Annotated in this window: 21 protein-coding genes and 1 riboswitch; of the genes, 12 read left to right on the forward strand and 9 right to left on the reverse strand. The window is 58.4% G+C overall.

The annotated features are described in order from the left end of the window. Both CDO73_RS26695 and CDO73_RS07515 read left to right on the forward strand, forming a co-directional pair. A partial coding sequence (locus tag CDO73_RS26695) for a hypothetical protein (RefSeq protein WP_218821619.1) occupies window positions 1-694 on the forward strand: 694 nt, incomplete at its 5' end. Continuing rightward, entirely contained in the window at window positions 691-2,892 is a 2,202-nt protein-coding gene (locus tag CDO73_RS07515; RefSeq protein ID WP_088487906.1) for a DEAD/DEAH box helicase, read from the forward strand. The genes CDO73_RS26695 and CDO73_RS07515, both read left to right, overlap by 4 nt. 78 nt (window positions 2,893-2,970) lie before the next feature. On the opposite strand, the gene CDO73_RS07520 is transcribed toward CDO73_RS07515, so the two are convergent. Further along, window positions 2,971-3,495, reverse strand: coding sequence for a GrpB family protein (locus CDO73_RS07520; RefSeq protein WP_088487907.1), 525 nt, complete (start codon window positions 3,493-3,495; stop codon window positions 2,971-2,973). Between the two features lie 148 nt (window positions 3,496-3,643). On the opposite strand from CDO73_RS07520, the gene CDO73_RS07525 reads away from it, so the two are divergent. The 3 genes from CDO73_RS07525 (at window position 3,644) to CDO73_RS07535 (ending at window position 7,113) form a co-directional block, all read left to right on the forward strand. Further along, window positions 3,644-4,276, forward strand: coding sequence for an RNA polymerase sigma factor (locus CDO73_RS07525; RefSeq protein ID WP_179218616.1), 633 nt, complete (start codon window positions 3,644-3,646; stop codon window positions 4,274-4,276). Next, on the forward strand, window positions 4,266-5,213 hold the full coding sequence (locus CDO73_RS07530; RefSeq protein WP_088487909.1) for a hypothetical protein: 948 nt from the start codon (window positions 4,266-4,268) through the stop codon (window positions 5,211-5,213). Before CDO73_RS07525 ends, CDO73_RS07530 begins: the two co-directional genes overlap by 11 nt. 165 nt (window positions 5,214-5,378) lie before the next feature. After that, window positions 5,379-5,479: riboswitch (purine riboswitch) on the forward strand. A 119-nt stretch (window positions 5,480-5,598) separates the two neighbouring features. After that, a complete protein-coding gene (locus tag CDO73_RS07535; RefSeq protein WP_088487910.1) occupies window positions 5,599-7,113 on the forward strand; it encodes an NAD(P)/FAD-dependent oxidoreductase in 1,515 nt (504 codons plus the stop codon). 127 nt (window positions 7,114-7,240) lie between these two features. Here the strand turns inward: CDO73_RS07535 and CDO73_RS26700 are convergent, their stop codons facing one another. Together CDO73_RS26700 and CDO73_RS07540 are read right to left on the reverse strand one after the other, a co-directional pair. Beyond that, entirely contained in the window at window positions 7,241-7,405 is a 165-nt protein-coding gene (locus CDO73_RS26700) for a hypothetical protein (RefSeq protein WP_179218617.1), read from the reverse strand. 207 nt (window positions 7,406-7,612) lie between these two features. Then, window positions 7,613-9,358, reverse strand: a complete 1,746-nt coding sequence (locus CDO73_RS07540; RefSeq protein ID WP_088487911.1) for an ABC transporter ATP-binding protein — start codon at window positions 9,356-9,358, stop codon at window positions 7,613-7,615. Between the two features lie 178 nt (window positions 9,359-9,536). Here CDO73_RS07540 and CDO73_RS07545 point away from each other — a divergent pair, with 178 nt between their 5' ends. From CDO73_RS07545 to CDO73_RS07555, 3 genes are all read left to right on the forward strand, one after another. Further along, window positions 9,537-10,979 carry an ABC transporter permease subunit gene (locus tag CDO73_RS07545; RefSeq protein WP_088487912.1) on the forward strand — a complete coding sequence of 481 codons (1,443 nt, stop codon included), beginning with the start codon at window positions 9,537-9,539 and terminating at the stop codon, window positions 10,977-10,979. 66 nt (window positions 10,980-11,045) lie between these two features. Continuing rightward, window positions 11,046-12,596, forward strand: coding sequence for an ABC transporter permease (locus CDO73_RS07550; protein WP_088487913.1), 1,551 nt, complete (start codon window positions 11,046-11,048; stop codon window positions 12,594-12,596). Between the two features lie 81 nt (window positions 12,597-12,677). Further along, window positions 12,678-14,534 (forward strand): ABC transporter substrate-binding protein, encoded by a 1,857-nt coding sequence (locus CDO73_RS07555; RefSeq protein ID WP_088487914.1) that lies wholly within the window; start codon window positions 12,678-12,680, stop codon window positions 14,532-14,534. A gap of 96 nt (window positions 14,535-14,630) precedes the next feature. On the opposite strand, the gene CDO73_RS07560 is transcribed toward CDO73_RS07555, so the two are convergent. Both CDO73_RS07560 and nagE read right to left on the reverse strand, forming a co-directional pair. Next, entirely contained in the window at window positions 14,631-15,554 is a 924-nt protein-coding gene (locus CDO73_RS07560; protein ID WP_088487915.1) for a DUF7916 family protein, read from the reverse strand. Between the two features lie 45 nt (window positions 15,555-15,599). Beyond that, the gene (gene nagE / locus CDO73_RS07565; RefSeq protein WP_088487916.1) at window positions 15,600-17,054 is read right to left on the reverse strand and encodes an N-acetylglucosamine-specific PTS transporter subunit IIBC; all 1,455 of its coding nucleotides are present in this window, start codon (window positions 17,052-17,054) and stop codon (window positions 15,600-15,602) included. 150 nt (window positions 17,055-17,204) lie between these two features. On the opposite strand from nagE, the gene CDO73_RS07570 reads away from it, so the two are divergent. Further along, the gene (locus tag CDO73_RS07570) at window positions 17,205-18,206 is read left to right on the forward strand and encodes a LacI family DNA-binding transcriptional regulator (protein WP_088487917.1); all 1,002 of its coding nucleotides are present in this window, start codon (window positions 17,205-17,207) and stop codon (window positions 18,204-18,206) included. After that, complete coding sequence (locus CDO73_RS07575) at window positions 18,182-18,703, forward strand: GNAT family N-acetyltransferase (protein WP_088487918.1); 522 nt, start codon at window positions 18,182-18,184, stop codon at window positions 18,701-18,703. The genes CDO73_RS07570 and CDO73_RS07575 overlap by 25 nt, the downstream gene beginning before the upstream one ends. Before the next feature lie 18 nt (window positions 18,704-18,721). On the opposite strand, the gene CDO73_RS07580 is transcribed toward CDO73_RS07575, so the two are convergent. The 3 genes from CDO73_RS07580 to CDO73_RS07590 all read right to left on the reverse strand — a co-directional run bounded on the left by CDO73_RS07580 (window position 18,722) and on the right by CDO73_RS07590 (window position 22,592). Next, window positions 18,722-19,285 carry a methyl-accepting chemotaxis domain-containing protein gene (locus CDO73_RS07580; RefSeq protein ID WP_088487919.1) on the reverse strand — a complete coding sequence of 188 codons (564 nt, stop codon included), beginning with the start codon at window positions 19,283-19,285 and terminating at the stop codon, window positions 18,722-18,724. 439 nt (window positions 19,286-19,724) lie between these two features. Further along, on the reverse strand, window positions 19,725-21,428 hold the full coding sequence (locus CDO73_RS07585) for a methyl-accepting chemotaxis protein (protein ID WP_088487920.1): 1,704 nt from the start codon (window positions 21,426-21,428) through the stop codon (window positions 19,725-19,727). A 318-nt stretch (window positions 21,429-21,746) separates the two neighbouring features. Further along, window positions 21,747-22,592, reverse strand: a complete 846-nt coding sequence (locus CDO73_RS07590) for an MBL fold metallo-hydrolase (protein ID WP_088487921.1) — start codon at window positions 22,590-22,592, stop codon at window positions 21,747-21,749. A 258-nt stretch (window positions 22,593-22,850) separates the two neighbouring features. Between CDO73_RS07590 and CDO73_RS07595 the strand changes: the two genes are divergently transcribed. Continuing rightward, window positions 22,851-24,137 (forward strand): glycosyltransferase 87 family protein, encoded by a 1,287-nt coding sequence (locus tag CDO73_RS07595; RefSeq protein ID WP_088487922.1) that lies wholly within the window; start codon window positions 22,851-22,853, stop codon window positions 24,135-24,137. A gap of 46 nt (window positions 24,138-24,183) precedes the next feature. Here the strand turns inward: CDO73_RS07595 and CDO73_RS07600 are convergent, their stop codons facing one another. Then, window positions 24,184-24,759: a thymidine kinase gene (locus CDO73_RS07600; RefSeq protein WP_088487923.1), complete on the reverse strand. Its 576-nt coding sequence runs from the start codon at window positions 24,757-24,759 to the stop codon at window positions 24,184-24,186. A gap of 155 nt (window positions 24,760-24,914) precedes the next feature. On the opposite strand from CDO73_RS07600, the gene CDO73_RS07605 reads away from it, so the two are divergent. Next, window positions 24,915-25,268: a metal-sensitive transcriptional regulator gene (locus CDO73_RS07605; RefSeq protein WP_088487924.1), complete on the forward strand. Its 354-nt coding sequence runs from the start codon at window positions 24,915-24,917 to the stop codon at window positions 25,266-25,268. Window positions 25,269-25,283 lie beyond the last annotated feature (15 nt).

A 25,283-nucleotide genomic window follows, 5' to 3' on the forward strand; every position in this document is an offset into this window, starting at 1 on the left:
GCTTTCGATCTATCCTCTCCATCAGTATCCGGAGCGCGGATTCGACGAGCTGCTGCCCGGCGTGCTCGGCCGCTCCGCGCCGAGCGGCGCTTGCGCCGGCCTTAGCGGCGGCTCGGGCGGAGCTCCTCGCGGCGCAGCCGGCGTCGGCGCGGCAGAGCAGCCCGGCGCGCTAAGCGCGCCGGGCGGGGCGACCGCCCCCGCGCAGAGCTACGGGGCCGGCCGCGGGCAGGGCGGCTACGGCGCGCCGAGCTCGCCGAGCGCCGGAAGCGCCCGCGACAGCTACGCGGGCGGAAGTACCCCGTCCGCTCGCGCAGCGGAGCGGACCGCTTCCCCTGCGTCCGCCTATGAAGCGGACGCCGCTCAAAGCGGAGCCGCGCGCGAGACTCGCGCGGCGGCAGGCCCCGACGCGCCGAGCTACGGCGCCTCGCCGTCCGCTTCGCAGCCTTCCGCGTCGAGCTACGGCGCTGCATCGTCCGCTTCGCAGACTTCCGCGCCTAACCACGGCGCTTCCGAAGCTCCCGCTCCGCTCCGCCCGCGCGGCAGCGGGTTCCAGAGCGGCGAGAACGTCGAGACGCTGCGCGAGACTCGCGAGCGCGAGGACGAGCGCGGCCATGACTGGCCGAGCGATCCGCCGCTTCCGGCCCATGCGGACGAAGAGAATCTCGACGATATTCTCGCGGAGCTTGACCTGTGAGCGCGGAACATCCGTTTTACCGGCTGGCTCCGTTTATTCAGGAGTATATTTACCGCAGCGGTTGGGAAGAACTGCGGGAAGTGCAGGTGGAAGCCAGCCGGGTCATTCTGGATACGAACCATCATATGCTGATCGCGTCGGGAACCGCTTCGGGCAAGACGGAAGCGGCCTTTTTCCCCGCGCTGACGCTGCTCGATCAGGAGCCGTCGCGCTCGGTCGGCATCTTGTATATCGGGCCGTTGAAGGCGCTGATCAACGACCAGTTTCAGCGCCTCGAAGGGCTGATGCGCGACGCGCATATTCCGGTCTGGCATTGGCACGGCGACGTGCCGCAGTCGGAGAAAACCAAAGTCATGCGCAATCCGTCGGGCGTGCTTCAGATTACGCCGGAATCGCTGGAAGGACTGCTGATGAACCGCCCCAACGCCATTCCGGCGCTGTTCGGCGATCTGCGTTTTGTCGTGATCGACGAAGTGCACGCTTTTATGGGCGCGGACCGGGGCGCGCAGGTGCAGAGCCAACTTGAACGGCTGTCGCGCATGGCGGGCTGCCGGCCGCGCCGGATCGGGCTGTCCGCGACGCTCGGCGATTACGAGTCCGTGAAGTCTTGGCTTGCCGGCGGCACGCATATGCCGGTCGAGCTGGTCTCGCCGCCGGGCGGTCGCAAGCTGCGGCTGTCGATCGAGAACTTCGCCATGCCCGACGCCCGCGACGAGCGGCAGACGGAAGCGCTGGAGAACGCGAAGAAAGCGTACAACAATTTCGTCTACGACCATACGCATCTGAAGAAGGCGCTGATCTTCACCAACAGCCGCACCACGGCCGAGACGACCATTCTGGAGATGCGCCGCATTGCCGCGATGCGTGAGCAGCCCGACGTGTTCCACGTGCATCACGGCAGCATCTCGTCGATGCTGCGCGAAGAAGCCGAAGCGGCGCTGCGCGAAGGCCGCGGTCCGGCCGTGGCGGCGGCGACGCTGACGCTGGAACTGGGCATCGACCTCGGCAGTCTGGAGCGCGTCATGCAGCTCGGCGCGCCGTATTCCTGCGCGAGCTTCGTGCAGCGGCTCGGGCGCTCGGGCCGCCGCGAAGGTTCGGTCGCGGAGATGATGTTCGTCTGCGCCGAAGAAGACGACGAAGAAGCGCAGCTTCCCGCGCGGATGCCGTGGACGCTGCTGCGGGCGATCGCGGTCTGCGAGCTGTACGTTAAGGAGAAATGGATCGAGCCGCAGACGGTGCGGCAGCTTCCGCTCGGTCTGCTGTATCACCAGACGATGAGCGTGCTGCGGAGTTTCGGCGAAGCCGAAGCCGGGGAATTGGCGCGCGCGGTGCTGACGCTGCCGCCTTTCGCCGACTTTACGACGGATCAGTACCGCGAGCTACTGGAATATCTGCTGGCGACGGACCATATCGAGCAGACGGAAGACGGGAACTTGATCGTCGGCATGATGGGCGAGCGGGTCTCCGGCCATTACCGGTTCTACGCCGTGTTCAAAGACGAAGAAGAACATGTCGTCTACGACGGTTCGGAAGAGATCGGTTCGATCACGACGGTGCCTCCTGCCGGGTATTGTTTCTCGCTGGCGGGTCGGCTGTGGAAAGTCGACGAAGTCGACAACCGTCACAAAGCCGTCTACGTTAAACATGCCAAAGGCAAAGTCGATACGCTCTGGCTCGGCGCGGGCGGCGATATGCACACGCGGATTCTGCGGAAGATGCGCGAGATTCTGCGGGAAAATACGCTCTATCCGTATCTGGCGCCCAACGCGGCGGCTCGGCTCGAACGCGCGCGCCGTTTGTCCCGCGAGACGGGGCTGACGGAACGGTTGGTACTGCCCGCGGGCGGGGATTCGATGTTCATCATGCCGTGGATCGGCAGCCGGGAGTTCCGCACGTTAGAGCGCTTGATCAAGAACCATCTGTCGCAGCAGCTCTCGCTACGTTCGGTCGTGCCGATGGAGCCGCATTATATGGTGGTCGCCGGCCGCACGGACGCGGACGAACTCCAGCATCTGATCTTGTCCGAGAGCGAAAGGATGGAAGATCCGCTGTCGCTGCTGGACGAATTCGAAGCGCCTTATCTCGGCAAATACGACGAGTTCACGCCGCCGAGCCTGATCCGCGCGGCTTTCGCCGCCGACGGTCTGGATCTGGATGGGCTGCGGCGCGGACTGCGGATGCAGGATCACAGATTTTAAAGGACTTTGAGGAGAAATATCGCCTGCATGGTAAAAAGCCCGGACGTGAAGTCCGGGCTTTTTGCGTATGCGCGCTTCTTACTCGCTACTCTGCTGCTGCGCCGACTGCCACGCCAACGCCCGTTTTTCCAGATCGGAGACGTACGCTTTCTTGGCCAGACTGTAGCCGCTCGTCTCCAAGTGCACCGAAGCCAGTTCTTCTTTTATCGCGCTGTAAGCTTCGGCTTCGTCCGCATGCGCGCGCAGATAATCGCGGACGACGAGGTGGCGGTCGATCTGCGGATTGCCGTCCTCGTAGAAATGGATATGATGGGTGCGATCTTCGCCGCCTTTGCGCAGCAGTCTTCGTCCGGGGATGCCCCATTCGCCCGCGGCGTCGTAACCGGCCGCGATCATGCGCGGGTTATAATCGTCGACGACCGTAATGTCGCGCACGATCACCATCATGTCGATGACGGGCTTGGCTTTCATGCCGGGCACGGACGTGCTGCCGAAATGCTCGAACCGCAGAATCAGCTCGCCGTAGACGTCGCGCAAATAAGCGGCTTCTTCCTCGAAGCGCCGCGGCCAATCGGGGGTATATTCGCTTAAACGGACCTGCATGTACATTCCTCCTTCGGCCGTATCATGGACCGACCCGCTAACGGTTATTCAAGATCGAAGCGGAAATTCCTGCCGGATCAGCGAAAGTGTCATATTTTTCGGCGCAGCCGCGTCTAATAGGAAAAGAGGACAGAGAGGGGGCGGCGGCTTGGCGAAGCGGAGTACCGGAGGAAGCGGGATGACGTTCCCGACGCCGAGGCCGAACGGACACGCGATGACATCATACCGAGAGATGGCAAGCGAATCGGACGGAGAACGATTGATCGCCGAATGGTTCGAGTCGTATTACGAAGATATTCATCAATATTTGTTTTTTATGCTGGGGGATCGCGGGAGCGAGGCCGAAGACGTGCTTCAGGAGGTATTCATCAAGGCGTACCGGAATCTGTCGGCGTTCAAAGGACAGTCTTCGCCGAAAACGTGGCTGATCGCGATCGCGCGCAACGCCGCTTTGGATTCGCTGCGGCGCAAGCGCTGGTCGCCGCTCGGTTTTCTGGCGGCGAAAGAAGAAACGGCGCCGACCGCGGACGAGCCGGAGAACGTGCTGCTGACGGAAGAGCGCCGGAAAAAAGTATTCGATATGCTGGAGGTACTGAAGCCTTCGCATCGGGAAGTGATCTTTTTCCTGTATCAGAAAGAGCTGAGCGTCAAAGAAACGGCGGCTATTCTGGACTGCACGGAAGCCCGGGTGCGGACGGTCAGCCATCGGGCGCTGCGCGCCCTGCGCAAGAACGGGGAATTCGAACAATGGATCGGGGGAGAAGCGAGCGATGGGGACTAACGGACGGCCGGGAAGCGGCGATCACAGACCGGACAAAGGGCTGATGGACATCCCGAAGCTGAGCGCGCAGCGCAAGGAGGAGATTCGCGGCGAGATCATGAGCGGAATCCGTTCTTGGACCAAAGTGCCGCGGGAGTCGGAGCAGCGGCAGACGCGGCAGATCCGGAAGCGGAAGCTGTGGGCAGGCGGAGGAATCGGAGCGGGCGCGTTGGCGTTGGCGGCGGCCGCGATGCTGATTCTGCCGTGGCAAGGAAACGATTCGGGGACAGGCATTCCGAACGGCCCTACGCCGAGCGTATCGGCAGGGCAAGGCAGCGATACGATCATCTATCCGGATGCTCCATCGATTCCGGGGATTGACGGAGAAGAGATGCCTGAAGGCATCGCCGATCCGCTGGTACCGCTGACGTACGAAGAGTTTCGCAGCCGCTGGGAAGCGAAAGCCGGCAGCGAGGACGTAAGGATCAACGCGGCGGACAAAGACGGTCAACTGCTGAGCGGCGCGCTGCCGATGCTGAACGAGAACCGCCAGAATTTCGGCGATGCCGCGAAAGGTTACGGCTATAACGCTTGGACCAACGCGGAAGGCAACGAACTGAGAGAGTTGGCGTTCCGATTAGGCCCTTCGAACGGAACCGGCGAGGAAACGGAAGCCGATCGCGACGTCATTCGTTACGTAACGGAGGTGCTTCAGCCGGATCTTCCGCAGGCGGATCGCGACGAGCTGATGGACCGGCTTCGTTTCCGCGATTTCGATCGCAAAGGCGGTTCCAGAATCGCGGAAAGCGCGGGGCTGGTGTATACGCTGGATCGAAACGGGGATCGGCAGATCTTGTTCGTGCAGTTCATGCGAGCCGAAGATCAGCCGGACGAGTTGGGGAAATGGCAGGATAAGCTTCTGGACACCGTTCGCAAAAGCGGAGTCGAAAGTGAATGAATAATGCTTAGATCAAGGTTAATGTTCGTTTATTTTGGATTTATGGCTTTTCGAAACTAGATATACGTCTGTTAATGAAATGAAAATCGAATAATGTAGTCGAAACGGCTTGACGCCGTCCGAATGATCCGTTATGATGATCTTTGTTGAAACGCGAACAATTTCATTCATACACATATAATCATTCGTATATTCCCGAAGATAAGGTTCGGGAGTCTCTACCAGGGAACCGTAAAGTCCCGGCTACGGATAGGATGCTTTTGCATACCTGCCGGGAGCCGGGCTTTTTTGCGCGTTTGCGGGCGACTTCGCCGCCGCGCCGATTCGCCGGGCTGCCGAAATCCGAAGCACGGTATGCGTCCATTAGAGGAGGAGACCACCCATCATGACCGATTCCACGACGCTCGAATTGAACGAACAGCAAGCCCAACCTTCCGTCAAATACGACTGCATCATCGTAGGCGCGGGCCCCGCGGGGATCTTCGCCAGCTACGAATTGACCCGTCAGGCTCCGGATTGGAAAGTGCTGCTCGTCGACAAAGGTCACGATATCTATAAGCGCCGCTGTCCGATCTTGGAAAACAAAGTCCAGTTCTGTCCTCCGGCCGCGGGACGCAAAGAGTTCGCGGGCTGCCTGCCGGCCTGCTCGATCACGGCGGGCTTCGGCGGCGCGGGCGCTTACAGCGACGGCAAGTTCAATATCACGACGGAATTCGGCGGCTGGATGACGGACTATCTGGCTCCTTCGCAGGTCATGGAACTGATCCAATACGTCGACTCGATCAACCTCGAACACGGCGCGACGCGGTCGATCACTGATCCGACGACCGATACCGTGCGCGATATCGAGCAGAAAGCTTACGCGGCAGGGCTGAAGCTGCTGCGCGCCGAAGTTCGCCACCTCGGCACGGAGCAGAATCTGGAGATTCTGAAATCGATCTTCGAATACCTCAAGCCGCGCGTGGAGATGAAATACAAAGCGGAAGTCGAAGACCTGATCACGGTCAAAGAAGACGGGGAGCATGTCGTGCGCGGCATCCGTCTGAAGAACGGCGAAGAATTCGAAGCGCCGCGCGTCGTGATCGCGCCGGGACGCGACGGTTCGGCTTGGCTGTCGGACGTGTTCAAGAAGCGCCGCCTCAAGCTGACCAACAACCAAGTGGACGTCGGCGTTCGCGTCGAGACGTCCGACGTGGTGATGCGCCAGATCAACGAGCATCTGTACGAAGGCAAATTCGTGTTTAACACGTCGGTCGGCACCCGCGTGCGCACGTTCTGCAGCAACCCTTCGGGCCACGTGGTCGTCGAGAACCACAGCGGCGTCATGGCGGCGAACGGCCACTCGTACAAAGATCCGGCGCTCGGTTCGCATAACACGAACTTCGCGCTGCTCGTGTCGCACAAATTCACGGAACCGTTCGACAAACCGAACGAATACGCCCGCGAGATCTGCGAACGCGCCAACGACCTGTCCAGCGGCGGCGTGATCGTGCAGAAGTACGGCGATATCCTGCGCGGCCGCCGCTCCACGCCGGATCGGATCCGCGAAGGCTTCCTCGAACCGACGCTCAAAGAAGCCGTGCCGGGCGATCTGGGTCTGGTGCTTCCTTACAACACGATGAAAAGCCTGATCGAGATGGTCGAAGCGCTGGAGAAAGTCACGCCGGGCATCGCGTCCGAGCATACGCTCTTCTACGGCGTGGAAGCGAAGTTCTACTCCGCCCGTCCGAAGCTCGACGAGACGCTGGAGACCGAGATCCGCGGGCTTTACTGCGGCGGCGACGGCGCGGGCATCACTCGCGGTCTGGCGCAGGCCGGCGCGGCGGGCGTGCACATCGCGCGCAGCATGGTGAAGAAAGCGGCGGCCGGGAAACCGGCGGTGGAGCGGACGCTGGCTTAACGGTTATCGTTCGCTTGCACGGCAATCCGGCAAGAAATGAACGCAAAAGCGACCTTGCTTTCCGTATGAAACGGGAAGCAAGGTCGCTTTTTTGACGTTTGCCGCGACGAATCGCGGCTGTTTTTGTTCATCTCGATTGTCTTTTTTGAGTCAAGACGCGGATAATCACGCAGCCGGCGAGCAGCGGAAGCACCATCAAGGGATTGAGCGACCGATACATGAAGCTTTGCACGACGCAAGTCATCATGCAGACGAGCAGCAGGGTAAGCAAGATCTTTTCGAGTTTGGACACCGAGATTCCCCTTTCGAAAGATTCGGATCGAAGCTCCTCTTATTTCGTTCAGCATAAGAGTCCCTTGACCGATTACGAGGTTAGGTTTAATTCGGTCAAGGGCCAGTTTCCCATAAGAAGACACCTCCGACCCGCGGAGGTGTCTTCTTGTAGAACGCCCGATACCGGTAGGGCGTTACGGATAACCGGCTAACTTCCTGCCGTCGATCAATCTCCTGCGAGCGCCTGCCCCGGAATCGCCACCCAATGTCCCGGCGATACTTCGACCAGTTCCGAGTCTTCCAGTCCGTATTTGTCTTCGCCGTGGTCTTCCTCGAGCAGCGTACGTTTTTTCTTCGCTTCGATCGCCGGATCGGGAACGGGAATCGCGGCCAGCAGCGACTTGGTGTAGGGATGCTGCGGGTTGTTGTACAATTCTTCGCTCTCGGCCAGCTCGACGATCTTGCCGGCGTACATGACGGCGACGCGGTCGCTGATATGCTTGACCATCGACAGATCGTGCGCGATGAACAGATAGGTCAGGCCGAGCTTCTGTTGCAGATCTTCGAGCAGCTTCACGACCTGCGATTGGATCGATACGTCCAGCGCGGACAGCGGTTCGTCGCAGACGATAAACTTCGGTTCGACGGCGAGCGCGCGGGCGATGCCGATCCGCTGACGCTGACCGCCGGAGAACTCGTGCGGGTAGCGCAGCGCGAACGCCGGATCGAGTCCGACCATCTCCAGCAGTTCTTCGACGCGAGCGCGCCGCTGCGCCGGATTCTTCGACAAGCCGTGCACGTCCATCGCTTCGCCGATGATGTCCAGCACTTTGAGTCTCGGATTCAGCGACGCGTACGGATCTTGGAAGATCATCTGCATCTCGCGGCGCATCAGCTTCATTTCTTTGGGCGACAGCCGGTTGACGGCCATGCCCCGGTACAAGACGTCGCCGCCCGTCGGCTCGTGCAGGCGCAGGATGGCGCGGCCGGTCGTCGATTTGCCGCTGCCGGATTCGCCGACCATGCCCAGCGTTTCGCCTTCGCGGATAAAGAAGCTGATGTCGTTCACGGCGCGCAGCGTACGGCCTTTGCCCAGATTGAAATGCTGGCGCAGCGAGCGGACTTCGAGCAGCGGCTCGCCCGAAGCTGCCGCTTCCGAAGCGGCTTTGGGCTTCTTCGGTTCGTCAAGCCGCGGGAGCGCGTTAAGCAGCTTCCGCGTATACGGATGCTGCGGCTTGGCGAAAATATCTTCCGTCCGGCCTTCTTCGACGATCTCGCCGCTCTTCATCACGGCGACGCGGTCGCACATCCCGGCGACGACCCCGAGATCGTGGGTGATCAGGATGATGGCGGTACCGAGTTTTTCCTGCATCTGCTTCATGACGTTCAAGATCTGCGCTTGAATGGTCACGTCGAGCGCGGTCGTCGGTTCGTCGGCGATCAGAAGCGACGGCCGGCAGGCGAGCGCGATGGCGATCATGGCCCGTTGGCGCATGCCGCCGGAGAATTCGTGCGGATATTGATCGAAACGCGTCTCCGGGTCGCGAATGCCGACCAACTTCAGCATCTCGACGGCTTCGGCGCGCGCTTCGCGTTTGGACATTTTCCGATGCTTGCGCAGCGTCTCCGCGATCTGCTCGCCGATTCGCAGCGTCGGATTCAGCGAAGTCATCGGATCTTGGAAGATCATCCCGATATCGCGTCCGCGCACGGCTTCCATTTCTTTGCGCGTTTTCCGAGCCAGATTTTGCCCCAAAAAGACGATCTCCCCGCTTTTGACCCGCGCGGACGCTTCCGGCAGCAGCCGCATGATCGCCCGCGCGGTCACGCTTTTGCCGCTGCCCGATTCGCCGACGATGCCGAGCGTTTCCCCTTTGCGCAAGTCGAAGCTGACGCCGCGAACCGCTTCCGTCTCGGTCTCTCGGGCCGAAAAAGAAACGCGCAGATCGCGGACTTCCAGCAGTTTTTCCATCTTCAGCACTCCCTCTTATGTAATCCGCCCTGCGACGGTTCCAAAAATGTTTTCGCGAAACCTTGACTTTATGGGATCGGGCCCCATAAAATACGATTTATAAATACGAGTATGTTAATCGGAATTAAGAGCTATGAACGAATTATACCTTTGCAACGTTTTGGGAGGCAAGTTTTTTATGGGAGCTGCGTTAAAAAGTCAGCGTTCCGCCTGGCATGCGCCGGTCGGACGTCTATATCGCAAGATGCTGGGCATTCCCGGCTACCGCTTCTGGCTGCTGCTGCTCGGGGCACCCGTCAACCTGTTCGTGCTTGCCGTGTGGCTGACAAGGCGGTCAAGCGGAGGTTATGCGGAGCTGCGCGCCGCTGCGCTGGAAGAGTTGAAAGCCTCCGGCCATGAACAAGAACTGCGCGAAGAATTCGCGCGGCAGCTTGCGGCCAAACAGCGATTTTTCAAACAGGCGCCGAGCGAAGCGGAGAATAAGCGGGAAGTCGAGAGGCGAGTTCAAGAACGGCTGCAAGCGAGAGCCGAAGAGATCGCGGCGAAACGGGCCGAACAAGGACAGGTGCCGCGAGACGATTATGCGGCGACTTTCGAGTCGTTGATCGCGAATCCGATCTTTGCGGCGTTCGCCGCGGTGATCGGGCTGCCGATGGTCGCGTTGATGGCGCTGTACGCCAATCCGTACGCGAAATACATATTCGAACGTCTGCTGATGACGCTGTTCGTGGTGGTCGGCGTATCCGCTCTTGTCTTTACCATCTTGCACCTGTCTCCGATGAACCCCGCGGCCAATATCCTCGGGGAGACGGCTACCGCCGAGCAGATCGAATCGTTTAACCGGATTTACGGGCTGGATCAGTCGTATCTGGTTCAACTCTGGGATAACATTCGGGGCGTTCTGACGCTGGATCTCGGCAAATCGTTCGCGGGCAACGAAGACGTCGCGGCGACGATTCTGCGGAAGTTTCCGGTGACTTTAATGCTCGCTTCGTTCTCGCTCGTCCTCGCGCTGCTGGTGGCGCTGCCGATCGGGATTCTGTCGGCGTCGCGCCGCAATTCGTGGCTCGATTACAGCTTCATGTTCGTCGCGTTGATCGGGTTGTCGATTCCGAACTTCTGGCAGGGACTGGTGTTCATCCTCGGCTTCTCGGTCAAGCTCGGTTGGCTGCCCGCGACCTATACGCCCGGAAACGCTTTGTCGTTCATCATGCCGGTAATCGTGCTCGGGACGGGACTGACGGCAGCGGTGGCGCGGATGACCCGTTCGTCCACGCTCGAGGTCATGAACGAAGATTATATTCTCACGGCCAAAGCCAAAGGATTGGGGCGGCGCACCGTGCTGACCAAACATACCGTGCGCAACGCGCTGATTCCGATCGTGACCGTGATCGGCCTGCAGTTCGGCGGAATGCTCGGCGGAGCGGCGATCACGGAGAAAGTATTTAATATCAGCGGCCTCGGCAGCTATATCGTCGACAAGCAGTTCGTGCCGGACATTCCGGCCGTCATGGGCGGGGTCGTCTACACGGCGATCGTGATCTCGCTCGTCAACGTGGTCATCGACGTCCTCTATGCGTTCATCGACCCGAGAATTCGGACCAAAATGAAGCAGTATTAATGACCGCTTACCAGAAGCGCACAAGCGCACGGATAAAGACAGAGAAAGAAAGGGGTTGTACGACACATGTCCGAATTATCGGTCACCGAACCGTCGAAACCCGGCGCTTCGGCATCCGCTTCGGGACTGGATGCCGGAGTCGGCGGAGGCCGGCATTCGTCGCCGGAATACGCGCAGGCGGGATTTGCTTGGATCGCTTCGCTGCTGCTCACGCTGATCCTGCTGGCGAACGCGTTCGATTACGGCAGCGGAGCGGTCAAGCCGGGAACGCTGACGATCGCCGCCGCGTACGCGTTTTTCACGCTCGTGCAGATCGTCATCGCTTTGCTGATCCGCCGCGATCTGACGCAGGTCGGCTATATTCGCCGGGGAACGCGGACGCTCGGGTGGCTCCAACTGCTCAGTCTGGCGACCGGCAACGTGTTCGCGACCGCGGCGGCGTTCCAACTGATCAAGAAGGTCAAGACGCCGGAATATATTTTCGCGGGGTATATGCTGCTCACGCAGATCGGAGTCATCGCCGTCTCGGCGCTTAACCTGTTCAAGCCTTACGTGGCGGATACGTTCCCGCTCGGCATGCTGGTGCTGCTGATCGTGGCCGTGATCCAGTTCGCCGCGCTGCTGCTGATCGCCGCGTTCGTCAAACGCGGAGCGATTCCCGGTTGGATGACCGGCGTCGCGCTGGTTCTGGTCTTGACGACCGCGACGGGCAATCTGTTCGCGCTGCTGCTCGGCATCGTGCTGCTGGCGAAGATCCGCACTCAGAAGTCGCCGGCTTCGCCGAGATGGGAAGACGCGATCGACCGCCTGGCGCGAGGCACGACTTCGATGCTCGGGATGTTCTTCATCTTCTTCCTGTTCTCGCTGTCGGTATGCAGCCTGTTCACCTTCGACTACGGCATGGCGGTGGAGAACAACTACGGCGCGATCCTTCAGACGCCGAGTCTGGCGTATCCGCTGGGCACCGATAACTTCGGCCGCGATTTGTTCTCTCGGATCGTGTTCGGCGCCCGGATCTCGCTGATCGTCGGCGCGATCTCCACGGTGATTCCGTTCGTGATCGGAGGCGCGCTCGGCGCGATCTCCGGCTATTACGGCCGGCGGACGGACAATATCATCATGCGGGCGCTCGATATCCTGTATTCGATTCCCGGCATTCTGCTGGCGATCGCGATCATCGCGGCGTTCGGCGCGAACACGGTCAACTTGATCCTTGCGCTCAGCGTAGGCGCGATTCCGACGTATGCCCGGACGATGCGCGCCAACGTGCTGATGGTCTCCACCTACGAATTCGTCGACGCGGCGAGAGCGTTCGGGTCGGGCAGCCTGTCCATCATTTTCAAGCATATCGTTCCGAATTCTCTGGCTCCGATGATCGTCAAAGCGACTTTGACCATCGGCACGGCCGTCATCTCCACCAGCAGTCTCAGTTATCTGGGACTCGGCGTGGAACCGCATATTCCCGAATGGGGCAACATTCTGAAGCTCGGAAGCGCGTATCTGGAAACGAACTCTTACCTCGCCGTCTATCCGGGTCTGGCGATTATCGCGCTGGTGCTGTCGTTCAACTTCTTGGGCGACGGACTGCGCGACGCGCTCGATCCGAAGCTGGATTAAGGAGAGAAGCAAGAATCGCGACCGTTCGCCCGAAAAGTTTCAAATCAAATACAGAAATCCGTTTACGGAGGGGAGAAAATCATGCGTCAATCTTACAAATTCACCAAAACGCTGACCGTCCTGCTGCTGTCTCTGCTGTTGGTTCTGGCGGGCTGCTCGTCGGTCAAGACCAAATCCGATACGGCCGCTCCGGCCGCATCGACGGAAAGCGGCGAGCAAGCGGCTTCCGATACGGCAGCCGCCGCGCCGGTCGATATCGAGCTGCTGGCGATGACGTCGGGCGAATCCGACGTCAACATCATCCGCGACCAACTCACGAAAAACGGCTTCAACGTGAAGCTGAACCTTCAGCCGGACTACGGCAGTTTCAAAGCGCAGGAAGATGCCGGCAACTACGACGTCGCGCTGTCGAGCTGGACGACCGTAACCGGCAACCCGGATTACGCGGTGCGTTCGCTGTTCAAGACGGGCGGCGACTACAGCATCCTGTCCGATCCGGAGATCGACAAGCTGATCGACAAAGCGGCCGAGGAATCGCCGGAAGAGTACGCGGCTACATACAAAGAGCTGGAGCAGAAGCTCGTTTTCGATAACGCGTATATCGCGCCGCTCTACATCTCGTACAAGAGCCAAGCGATCAACAAAGAGATTCTGAAGCCGGAATCGGTTCGGTTGTCCAAATCCCGCGCGCTGGCTTGGGAAGACATCGAATTCAACGATACGTCCAAAAATGCCACGCAGCCGCTCGTGCTGACGCAGTCCGCGTCCACGCTGACGTCGCTCGACCCGATCAAAGGCAACGACGGTTCGATCAATACGATCAACACCAATATGTACGTGCGCCTGATCAATCTGACCGACGACGACAAGATCACGTCCGACGGTTCGCTGTCGCGCAATTTCAGCATCGCCGAAGGCAATTCGGAGTATTACTTCATCCTGCGCGACGATATCGACTTCGCTAAGGTCGAGAACGGCAAAGCCGTCGACACAGGCGAACGCGTAGGTGCCGACGACGTCATCTTCGCGCTCGACCGCGCGAAAAACAAAGATTCCGTGCCGGATCACCGCACGTACTCGCTCCACGAACATATCAAGACGGTCGAAGCCGTTACCGATCCGGCCGCGCTGGACGCGGTTAACGCGGCAGGCGGCGGCACCGTGCGCGCGGCGCTGGAAAAAGGCCTCGACGCTCCGATCTCCGAACTCGTGTCGGACAAGAAACAAGCCGACAACAAAGCCGGCAAATACCAAGTCGTCAAGCTGACGACGACCGAACCGTTCCCGCAGGTCCTGAACTATCTGGGTCACCAATCGGCGGGCATCGTTTCGAAGAAACAGGTCGAGAGCATCAACACGTACGACGTGGCGAAGTTCGACGTGACCAAAGACATTCCTTACGGCGATCAGAACACGGTCACCGAAGGCGCGGCTTACAACAATACCTTGTACGCCAGCGGACCGTATATCCTGACGACCAAGAACGACTACGAAGCCAAGTTCGTCAAGAACCCGGCCTATATGCCGGGCACGGAGAACGAACCGAAGATCTCGAACATCAACGTGCGCTTTATCGCCGACGCGGACAGCGCGCTGGCGGCTCTCCGAAGCGGAGAGATCTATTCGTACTACGGCGTGCCGGAGACCAAATTCTCCGTCGTCGAAGGCGATTCCAAGCTGCAATTGCAGAAGATCGAGAGCAACGGCGTATCGTATCTGTTGTTCAATACCTCGGAGAACCGTCCGGTCGGCAAGAGCGCGGACCTGCGCAAAGCCGTGCTGTATTCGATCAATCAAGACGAGATTCTGAAGTTCTACGAAGGCAACAAGATCAAAGCCGCTTCCACGGTCAGCCCGCTGGTCGATACCGGCAACGTTCTGACCGCCGATCCGGCGAAGGTCAAAGAATTCTTGGCGGCTTATCAGGCTTCGAAGTAAAGCCGGAAGTCCTGCCGGACATTCGCAAAGAAAAAGGCGCTTTCCCTTTTCGGGGAAGCGCCTTTTTTGTGCGGATAAAGCCGGGAAAGGCGGTCTCTAACGCATGACCGAACAAGCCATTCTGACATAAGTGTGCCTTCTCCCCCGAATCGCGGTCGAATACGCCATGATGTTTTCGGGAATCGCGATTCCGTAAAAACCGGTGTCGCCGATATGGCAGAGGTCCGCGCCGGCCATTTTGCTGTTCAAAGCGATCTGTCGGATCGTCTGCTCGTCCGCGCCTTCCTGACTCGTGCCGATCGCGAGCATGGCCAGCGCGCCTTTAGCATGAACCGAGCGCACATGCTTTTCGCTGATCTCCAAGGTGATACCCGGCACGGTTCCGGGAGCGGGCAGGAGGATGATATCGGCTCCCGCCTCGATGAAGTCGGCGATAGTCTTTTCGGAAACGATGCTGCCGCCCGTTTCGTTCGCGACGCCGGCGCCGTGCATTTTCCCCGCAATGATCAAGCCTTCTTCGCCGAAAACGTCGCGCGCCCTTTCGATGGCCCGAACGGTTTCGCCGTTCGTTACGCCCGTTTTCGGGTTCCCCGTCAGACAGACGAAGTCGAAGCCCAGCTTTTTCGCTTCCTTCAACGTTTGTTCGGCCGCCGTCCTTCCGAGCGGAACGGCATGGAGCTCCTCGATCCGCCCGGCTGCAGGATCGACGGGTTCCAGGTTTAGTCCGACGGGCCGTCCCGTCAATTCTTTGACTTTTCGAACGAGCGATTCGCCTTCCGAGCATTCGTATTCGTAGCCTTCGATCGACGGACGAAAGACGTCGAACAGGTTCAGCAGCAGCAGGTCGGCGCCGAACGCGGCGGCAAGCTCGGCGTTGGTGACGCTCGGATACAGCGGAGCGACGGACGTCATCGTTTCCGCGAGAATGGCTCTTCCTTCGGATGCCCGAATCGACTGCTTCAACTGCTGACCGTTCATGCTCCGGAAATCCGAAGCGGTGCAATCCAATATTCTTTTCATGTTTTAAGTCCTTTCCGCGTTCCGGGCTTCCTTCGAATTCTTCGGTCAGGAGGCGTGGATTTTTTTGATTTCGTCGGCGACGAATTGAACCTGCGTGCCGATCACGACCTGAATGCTGTTTCTGCCGGTTACGACGACTCCGGGTACGCCCGTCGCTTTGATTTTCCCTTGATCGACCGAAGAAGAATCTTTCACCTCGACTCTCAAGCGGGTCACGCAGTTGTCGATGGACGTCACGTTTTCCTGTCCGCCCAACCCGGCATAAATTTCCGAAGCCATGGCGGCGAATTTATCGTTTTTGTTTACGGCTTTCGTCTCGGTCCCGTCCGGATCGCTCGCCTCGTCGTCTTCCCGGCCAGGGGTTTTCAGATTCAACTTCACGATCAGGAAGCGGAACACGACGTAATAGATCGCGAAGAAAACCAGACCCTGCAGCATCAGCATATAAGGATGGTTGGCCATCGGCAGTCTGGAGCTTAGCAGGAAATCGACCAGTCCCGCGCTGAATCCGAAGCCGGCGGTCCAATGGAAGAGCGAAGCGACGGCCATGGAAATGCCGGTTAATACCGCATGAATGCCGTAGAGTAGCGGAGCGGCGAACATGAACGCGAATTCGATCGGTTCCGTGACGCCGGTAAAGAAAGAAGCGAAGCCGCCGGCCAGCATCAAGGAAGCGACCTGCTTTTTCTTTTTCGTGTTTGCCGTATGGTACATCGCCAGTCCCGCCGCGGGCAGCCCGAACATCATGATCGGATAGTAGCCCGCCTGATACATGCCCGTGATTCCTTTTACGCCGGTGCCGGCCCAATAATTCCCGATATCGTTGATGCCCGCCACGTCGAACCAGAACACGGAGTTGATCGCATGGTGCAGACCGATCGGAATCAACAGCTTATTCAGGAATCCGTATATGCCTGCTCCCAGAGCGCCCATCGTACTGATCGTTTCGCCGAAAGAAACCAATCCGGTATAAACGAAAGGCCATACGAAGTAAAAGACGGCCGACACGAGAATCATCAAGGCGGAAGTCAGGATGGGAACGATCCGCTTTCCGCTGAAGAAAGCCAGGGCGGCCGGAAGTTGAACATGGCTGAAGCGATTGAACATTACGGATGCCGCGATGCCCGACAGAATGCCTATAAACGCGTTTTGTATTTTTCCGAAAGCCGGGTCCACGTTCGCGGCATCGATGCCCTGCAGCAAAGCCACGGTGTTCGTCGAAAGCAGGGTCGTAATCACCAGATAAGCGACCAATCCGCTCAAAGCGGCGGCGCCGTCCCTTCCTTTCGACATGCCGAGCGCGATCCCGACCGCGAACAAAATCGGAATGTTGTCGATGATAGACGACCCGGCTTTGATGAAGAAAGCGGCAGCCGCGCTGCCCGATCCCCAGCCAGAAGGGTCTATCCAATATCCGATCCCCATCAAAATAGCCGCGGCCGGCAGTACGGCTACAGGCAGCATCAAGGATCGACCGATGCTTTGAAGATATTTCATCATTTCCGTCCCATCCCTTCATCCTTTGTCGGTGCAGGCATTTTGCCTGTTTGAAGTGTAATTTGCGCAACGCGTTTTGCGTCAAGATCTTTTTTTGAGGGTGGGCGGAATATGATAAAATGATGGCACCGACAGGCAGGGAGGGGATGAGGTATGGTAAATATCAGGCATATCGCGAAGGTCACGGGATATTCGGTGTCCACCGTTTCCAGAGCGCTGAATAACAAATCCCGGATTTCGCAGTCGACCCGAGAGAAAATTTTTGCGGCGGCCAAAGAACTGGAATACATTCCGAACAGCAAAGCCGTAAGCCTAAGCATCGGGAAAAGCTTCAGTCTGGGCGTCATCGTTCCTTATGCGACGTCCAACAATTACTACGACAAAATCATGAGCTCCATCATTTCCGAAAGCTTCGAAAACGGATACCGGGTTACCTTCCTGCCTACCGACTACGACAAAGAACGGGAATTGGATTATTTGAGAATGCTGTCGGCGAAAGAGTACGACGGGATGATCATCACTTCCGCGGCCAACGATTACAAAGAGATCGAGAAGTTCCGAAAGTTCGGAAACATCGTAAGCTGCGAAGATACCGGGGAAGCCGCGATTTCTTCCGTCGTATTGGAACGCGGAAAAGCTTACGGACCCCTATTGGAACGGTTGAAAGAGCACGGCTTCGAGACCTTCGGCGTCACGTTCAGCAGAGAGCCGATGAGCAGCGTCGGGGCCGGTGAAGTTTTCGAAGCTTTTTCCAAATCGGCGGACGGCTTTTCCGAACGCTATGCGTTCGCCAACTGCAGGACATTCGACGACGGCATCAGAGCGGCCAAATATTTCGGCTCTCTGGATCGCAAAGTCGACTGCTTGTTTGCGAACAACGACGAGATTGCCGCAGGGATGCTGTCCTATTTCGCTTCGGAAGGAAAGAAGGCTCCGGTCGTGATCGGACAAGACAATCTTTCGATCAGCAGGGCATTGAATATACCGACCATCGATTTTCATCTGCATTCGTTGGGTAGCGAAGCCGTCAAGCTTTGCCTGTCCGGTCGGCAGGAGAAGAAGGTATTGAAAAGCATCTTCATCGATCGAGGTCTGTTCGACGGAAGATCGGACGGAAAAGGAGGAGAGGCATGCATATCGAAACGGAACGTCTGATCCTGCGCGACGCCGTGCCGGAGGACTGGGAAGCCATGCACGAATATTCGTCCGATCCGCAGGTGGTGACGCATTCCATGTGGGGACCGAATACGGAAGAACAGACGAAAGAATACGTGGCGCAGATCATCGAAATGCAGCAGCAGAAACCGCGCATGAGCTACGAATTCGTCGTGGTGCTGCGCGAAACGGGAGAACTGATCGGAGGATGCGGGATTCATCAAGCGGGTTACAACGGCGAGATCGGCTATACGTTCAACCCGAGATTCTGGGGGCACGGATACGCGACCGAAGCCGCTTTTACCCTGCTGCGGTTGGGCTTCGAAGAACTGGGGCTGCATCGCATCCATGCGACCTGCCGTCCGGAGAACGAAGCTTCGGCGGCGGTCATGAAGCGGATCGGGATGAAAAGGGAAGGACGGATGCGGGAGCATCTCTTTTTCAAAGGGGCGTTCCACGATTCGGAGCTGTATTCGATTCTGCGGCACGAATTTTAAGAGAGGCGAACCGTTCTTCTACATCAACATCGTATGTTCCGGCTCGGCGAACGGACTGGAGGCGGAGACCTTCGAGCGCGGAACCATAGAGATCTGATCGGCGGTATCGGCGACCGACTGCCGGATCGAACCGAGCGCTTCCGAAGCCCGACCCGCTCCGGAGGCGATTTGCTTCATGCGTTCGGCGGCTTCCTGCATAGCGGTCGTGACCTTTTCGTTTTCTGCATGTATCGTCTTCGCGGTGCGGCTAATGCGAGAAGCGGATTGAGCCGTCAATTCGGCAAGTTTACGCAAGTCTCGGGCCACGGCATCGAAAGGATTTTCCGCTTCGTCGGTTTCTGCGATACGTTCGCGGGTTCCGGGCTGCTCGGCGAACGAAAAAGGCTGCTGCATCGTCCAATCTTCAATCGCCGATTTTTGTTTGGTGCTCCATGACTGACGAGGGATATAGAATACGGCGCAGACAGCGAGAAGTCCGATCGCGAGCGAGAGCCTGTAATGTTCGTAGGCTGCCGCGACCGTCAGTAGGGCAGCTCCGGCGGTCAAGATCAGGATCTTCCAACGCGTATTATTTTTTTTCATAGCGAATGCCTCCTCGGGGATAAGAATAGAAGAGGTAATTCTCGTTCTATTCGGGTCTTATTTTGTCGAATATAATCTAATTATCTTATTTATCGGTGTTAAAAGAAGAAAATGTAGTGGTTTTATTGAATATTTTGTTATATATTGTCGAAAAAAGTAAGATGAATAGAATAGAATGCTTCGGCGTATCCGGCGAGAGGGGAACGCTTAAAAACTCGCCCGAACCAAAAGAAACCCGGCAGAAGATCTGCCGGGTTTCTTGTCATATGGAGAACGGCCGCGAAGGAAGAAAGGAACCCTCCTCGCAGGCGGCAGCGCGCCGCCCGATGGCCGGTGATCGCGAACCTGCGGAGAAAGCGGGAGGCTCTCGCAGGCGAAAACGGAGAAGAGAGAAGCGAACCCGGGCGGCGCAGCTTGAGGCCCCGAACTACGGCTCGGCTTACAGTTGGAACTTCGTCAGTTCTTGCTGAAGGTCTTCGGCAAGCTGCGACAGGTAGCGGGCGGAGCCGTTGACTTCTTCCATCGTGGACAGCTGTTCTTCGCTGGCCGCGCTGACTTCTTGGAGTCCGGCGGCGCCCTGCTCGGTTACGCGGCTGATCCGCTGCATCGCTTGGCCGATCTCGACGGATTGGCCCGAAGCGGAAGCGATGGAAAGGGAGATATCGGAGACTCGGACCGACACGTCGGAGATCGACTGCTGGATCGAAGCGAACGATTCCGAAGCGCGGCCCGCGCCTTCGACGCCCTGCTTGACCAGACCGGCGGCTTCTCTCATGGAGACGCCGGCTTTGCGGCTCTCGTCCTGCACGGAGCGTACGGTTTCGGTAATCTGCGAAGCGGATTCCGCGGCCGATTCGGCCAGCTTGCGGATCTCTTGAGCGACCACGTCGAAGCCTCTGCCGGCTTCGCCGGCGCGGGCCGCTTCGATCGAAGCGTTCAGCGCCAGCAGGTTGGTCTGTTTGGCGACTTGTTGAATGGCGGCGACGAGATTGTCGATGTCTTCGATCCGGCGTTCGAGTTCGGCGATGACGCTGCCTGTGCGGTCCACGCTGGAGTCGATATGCTGCATCTGCTGGAGGACGCCGCGCACCTCGTCAAGACCTGCCCGAGCGGAGCGTTCGCTGCGTTCGGACAATCCGGAGATCGTCTCGCTGCCGGTACGGATATTGTTCATATGATCGGCCAACTGCTCGGCGGCCGAGGTGACGCGGGTTACGGTCTGAGTCTGTTCTTCGAAACCGTCTGCCAGATGGCTCGACGAGGAAGCGATATGCCCGGAAGCGACGGCTGTTTGTTCGGCGCTGGCGGTGAGTTCTTCCGAGGAAGCCGACAAGGTCATGGCGCTTTCGTCCACTTTCTGGACGATGGAGCGCAGGCCGGCGATCATGCCGTTGAAAGAAACGGAGAGCTGACCGATCTCGTCTCGGGACGCATAATCGGCTTTGACCGTCAGGTTGCCGTTCTCCGCTTCCTGCATCATCTGCTGCATTTTGCGAAGCGGATTCGCGACGGCGCGAGCGATCAGGAAACCGACGAACAACGACAACGCGATCCCTCCGATCAGCAGGCCGAGGATCAAGACCAGGGAGCCGTTTTTCAACTCGATGGCTTGTTGGCTGCCGGATGCGGCTTCGCTGGATTGCAGTTCGGTGAGCGCTTGAAGGCTATCGTTCATCTGTTGACGAAGCGGTTGGACTTTGGAAGTGAAAGAGGCGTAGGCTTGCGTGTTGTCGTTCTTGGCGGCCAGCTCCACGACTTCTTCCAGAGCGGCCCGGTAGTTCGGAACCAAGGTGCGGAATTCGTCGTATTTCGTTTTCATTTCCGCCGACATATTCAATTTCTCGATTTCGGCATAGAAAGCGTTATTGGAGTCTTTCGTTTTTTCCAGAGCTTCTTTGAGCTTGGCGATTTGATCGGCGTCTTGGGTCACGATCAATTCCAACACGATCGACTGCATGGACAGATTGTTGGAGCGGATCTCGTCCAGAATCGCCATCGATTTTACGTTTTCGTTGTACATGCGTTCGGAAGCATCGGAGACTTTTTGAGTCGCGTTGTAGCCGCTGTAACCGACCGCAGCCATCAGAAGAGCCGTAACGAAGGTCAAGATCATGATTTTCCAGCGTACGTTTAAATTTTTCATAGCGAGAGCCTCCCGGATTTGTGAATAGAAGAGGCTCGGCCTATTCTATCTCAAGTCTTATTTTGTCGAATTTAAGCTAGTAACCTTATTATCGGTATGGATAAAAGAAATTTTAATGTTATTTTTGAATTTTTTGGTTGCTTTTTGTCGAAAAAACTCAAATAGACCGAGGCTAGAGAATTTGCGCGGTTCTCTTGGCCTCAGTCTATGAACGCAAAATGAGAAAAAGCTGAACGGAACCTGAGAATCAGCTAAAGTCGACGGCTTTCGGCAGAACTTTAAGCAGGCGTTCAGCTTGGCTTCAGGTCACCGAAACGCTTATTGGGTAGGATCGATATGAGCGGAATCGACGTAACGTCCGCTGGCGGGAACGGCGACCTTGTCGAAATCGTGACTCAGGCGTTCAAGCCCCTGCGTCAGTTCGGTTCCCGCCATCGGTTCGCCGTGTCCCGTGACGGCCGAAGTCGGCCGCAGCGCCGCCAGCCGGGCGACCGACGTGCGGGCCGCTTCCCAGTTCGGCGTGAAATAAGTAGGCGGTCCGTGAATCTCGCGCCGCTGGGTCAGCACGGCCAGCGCCGACTCCTGCTTGACCGTAATAAAAGCATCGCCCGCGACCAGCGTGCCGTCGGCGCTGCGGAACAGCGAGATATGGCCTTCGGAATGGCCCGGCGTATGCAGCCAGCGCCACTGCGGCAGAAACGGCACGCTGCCGTCCGCCGGCAAAGCCAGTATCCGCCGGCCGAGGTCGATCCCTTTGTTCGGATACAGCGGCGCGGAAGCCGCCATCAATCCGCCGCCTACGGTCGGATCGCCCGGCGGATAATCCGCCCGGCCGGTCAAGAAAGGCAGTTCCAGCTCATGCGCGTAGACGGGCACGTCCGGCAGCAGTTCCAGCAGATCCTGAAGCGAACCGACATGATCGAAGTGGCCGTGCGTCAGCAGAATCGCGGACGGTTTCTCGAGACCGAAATAGTCTCTGGCCGCTTTCAAGATCTTGGCCGCGGAACCGGGCATTCCGGCGTCGACGAGCACCCAGCCGGACTTGTCGGGAAGCCCGATCATCACGACGTTGGAGATCTTGGTACGCAGGTAAGTCACGTCTTCGGGCAGACGGTCTTCGGGACGCTTGGCGTCCGGAGAACCGGAATTCGGATAGCCTTGCATATGCGCTGCACCTCCGTGGGATTCAAGAATGACGACATGGACAACGAATAGAAGAGTTGCCCTGTTTTACCCTCAACGGAGAGTGCTGACACAGCGCCGATTCGAAAAGGAAAAGCGGCGGCCGAGGCGAAAAGACGGGACGGTTGAGCCGCCGTGACGCGCATGCTATGATGAGCGCACAACGGTCGGAAAAAGCAGGACGGAACGGCAAATTCGGCTGGGGCGGCGCGGAAACGCCTTAGCGTAGGAGGGGATGCGATGAAGCGGCATCAGGCGCGTCCGGCGCAGCGGGCAGCGAAGGCTTTCGGCTATTGGATCGCGGCGCTTGCCGCCGCGGCCTTGTCGATCCGCCTGCTGCTTGCTTACCGGCACGGGGGATTCATGAGCGATCAGGAGTTGTTCATCGACTGGATGAAGCAGGTCGGGCAGCGCGGGCTCGGCGTCGTATATATAGAAGGAAACAATATCAACTATCCGCCTTTGTTCCTGCTGATCATGGACGGGTATCGCCGAATCGCCGGTTGGTTCGGCATCGTTCCGGCGGCCGGCGAATTGTCGTTCAAAGGCGTGCTGATCGCGCTGGATCTGGCCGCCTTCGCGGCGGCCGTCCGGCTGACGCGGCCGGCGGGACGGACCCGGGCGCGCCTGTTCGTGCTGGCGCTTCTCGCGCTGAATCCCGCTTTGATCTTCGGCAGCTCCGTCTGGGGCCAGGTGGATATGCTGCACAGTCTGCTGATGGCCGCTTCGCTGCTGCTGCTGCCGGGTTCGCCGCTGCTTGCCGGCGCGCTGTTCGCGCTGGCGCTGCTCAGCAAGTTCCAAGCCGTCACGCTGCTGGCGGTGCTGGGCATCTACTTCTTGAAACGGCTGATCCTAAGCCGCGAGTGGGTCTCGTTGGCGCGGTTCGCCGCGGGGTTTGCCGCGGTCATGGGCGTCTGCGCGGTCTTCTTCGCTTACGCGGGCGGCTTGAAAGCCATGCTTAAGGGCGCTTATCTCAGCGCCGTCGGCATGTATCCTCAAGTCACGATGAACGCGATGAACATCTGGTATTATTGGATCGGCACGCCGCCGAACACGCCGGATACGAATCGCGTCTTCGGCCTGCTGAGCCTTCGCGCCGCCGGATTCCTGCTGCTCGCGCTGTTCGTTGCTTACGCAGCCGTTTACCTGTGGCGCAGCCGAACGGACGCGCCGGCGCTGCTCAAAGCGGCGACGCTGGTCAATTTCGCCTTTTTCATGCTGCCGACCGAAATTCACGAACGCTACAGCGTTCCGGCGCTGGTGCTGGCGATCTTCGTCTGCCTGTACGATCGGCGCTGGCGCCTGCCCGCGGTTCTGCTCAGCCTCGGCGTTACGGCCAATCTGTGGATGGTGCAAGCGAGCGCGATCGGCGTCTATTCCGGACTGGTTATCGTATACGTCAATCTGGCGCTGCTGCTGTGGATGGCATGGGCGCTCGGCGCGGAGATGCGGAAAGAGCGGCCGAAGAGAACGCCGAAGCTTGTAAGGCCGGAAAAAAGCAAAACCCGAACGCCGGAGATCCGATGATCTTCGCGTTCGGGTTTTCGTTTAGGCGTCCGGTCGGTTCATTCGTTTACAGCGGCGGATTCGCATGGCATTTGCGGCACACCGGGAAATAGCGGTCGTTGCCGCCGATCTGGATCTGTTCGCCGTCGTACAGCGGTTTGCGGTTCTCGTCGACTCTCAGCGCCATCGTCGCTTTGCGTTCGCAGAACCAGCAGATGGTCTTCATTTCTTCGATCTTGTCCGCGTAGAGCAGCATATATTGGCTGCCTTCGAACAGCTCGTTGCGGAAATCGTTCTTGAGTCCGAAGCCCATGACCGGGATATTCAGCTCGTCGACGATGCGCGTCATCTGAAGCACCTGCGCTTTGGTCACGAACTGCACTTCGTCGAACAGCACGCAGCTGATCTTGTTGCCTTGATAGTTCTTCACCGCTTCGTAGAGATCGGTAGACGGGTAGACCGGAATCGCTTCGCGTTTCATGCCGATCCGGGAAGAGACGTGGCCCACTTCGTCCCGATCGTCGATCGCCGAAGTGAAGATCAGGACGTTCTTGCTTTGTTCTTCGTAGTTATGGGCGACCTTCAGGATCTCGATCGACTTGCCGCTGTTCATCGCCCCGTATTTGAAAAAGAGTTGTGCCATCGTTTTCGCTCCTTAGCTTTGAAGTCCGACCTTCATTGTAGCAGGAATCGGAAGAAGGGAATAAGAAATTTTGCCAAACCCTTGCATACCCTATGGGGGTATATTAGAATAGAGTCAGATTCAACGTTGAACACATCTACGAGAGGAGTGGACCTATGGCGATCGACAAGAAGGCGGAAGAAGTTTCGCAAAGCGAACACTGCCATGTCCCCGGAGAAGAGGGCAAGCTGCCGAGAAAAAGCCATCACTCCGAAGCGACCAAAAGCAACCTGATCTCCCGGCTGAACCGGGTCGAAGGCCAGATTCGGGGCATCAAAGGGATGATCGAAAAAGATACGTACTGCGACGACGTGCTGAACCAGATCGCTGCCGCTCAATCGGCGCTGAACAGCGTCGGCAGACTGCTGCTCGAAGGCCATATGAAGAGCTGCGTGGTCGAACGGATCGAAGCCGGAGAGACCGAAGTGATCGACGAATTGTTGGTAACGGTAAACAAGCTGTTAAAATAAACCCTTCAAGGAGGA

Source organism: Saccharibacillus sp. O23 (genome assembly GCF_002205895.1).
Taxonomy (GTDB): domain Bacteria; phylum Bacillota; class Bacilli; order Paenibacillales; family Paenibacillaceae; genus Saccharibacillus.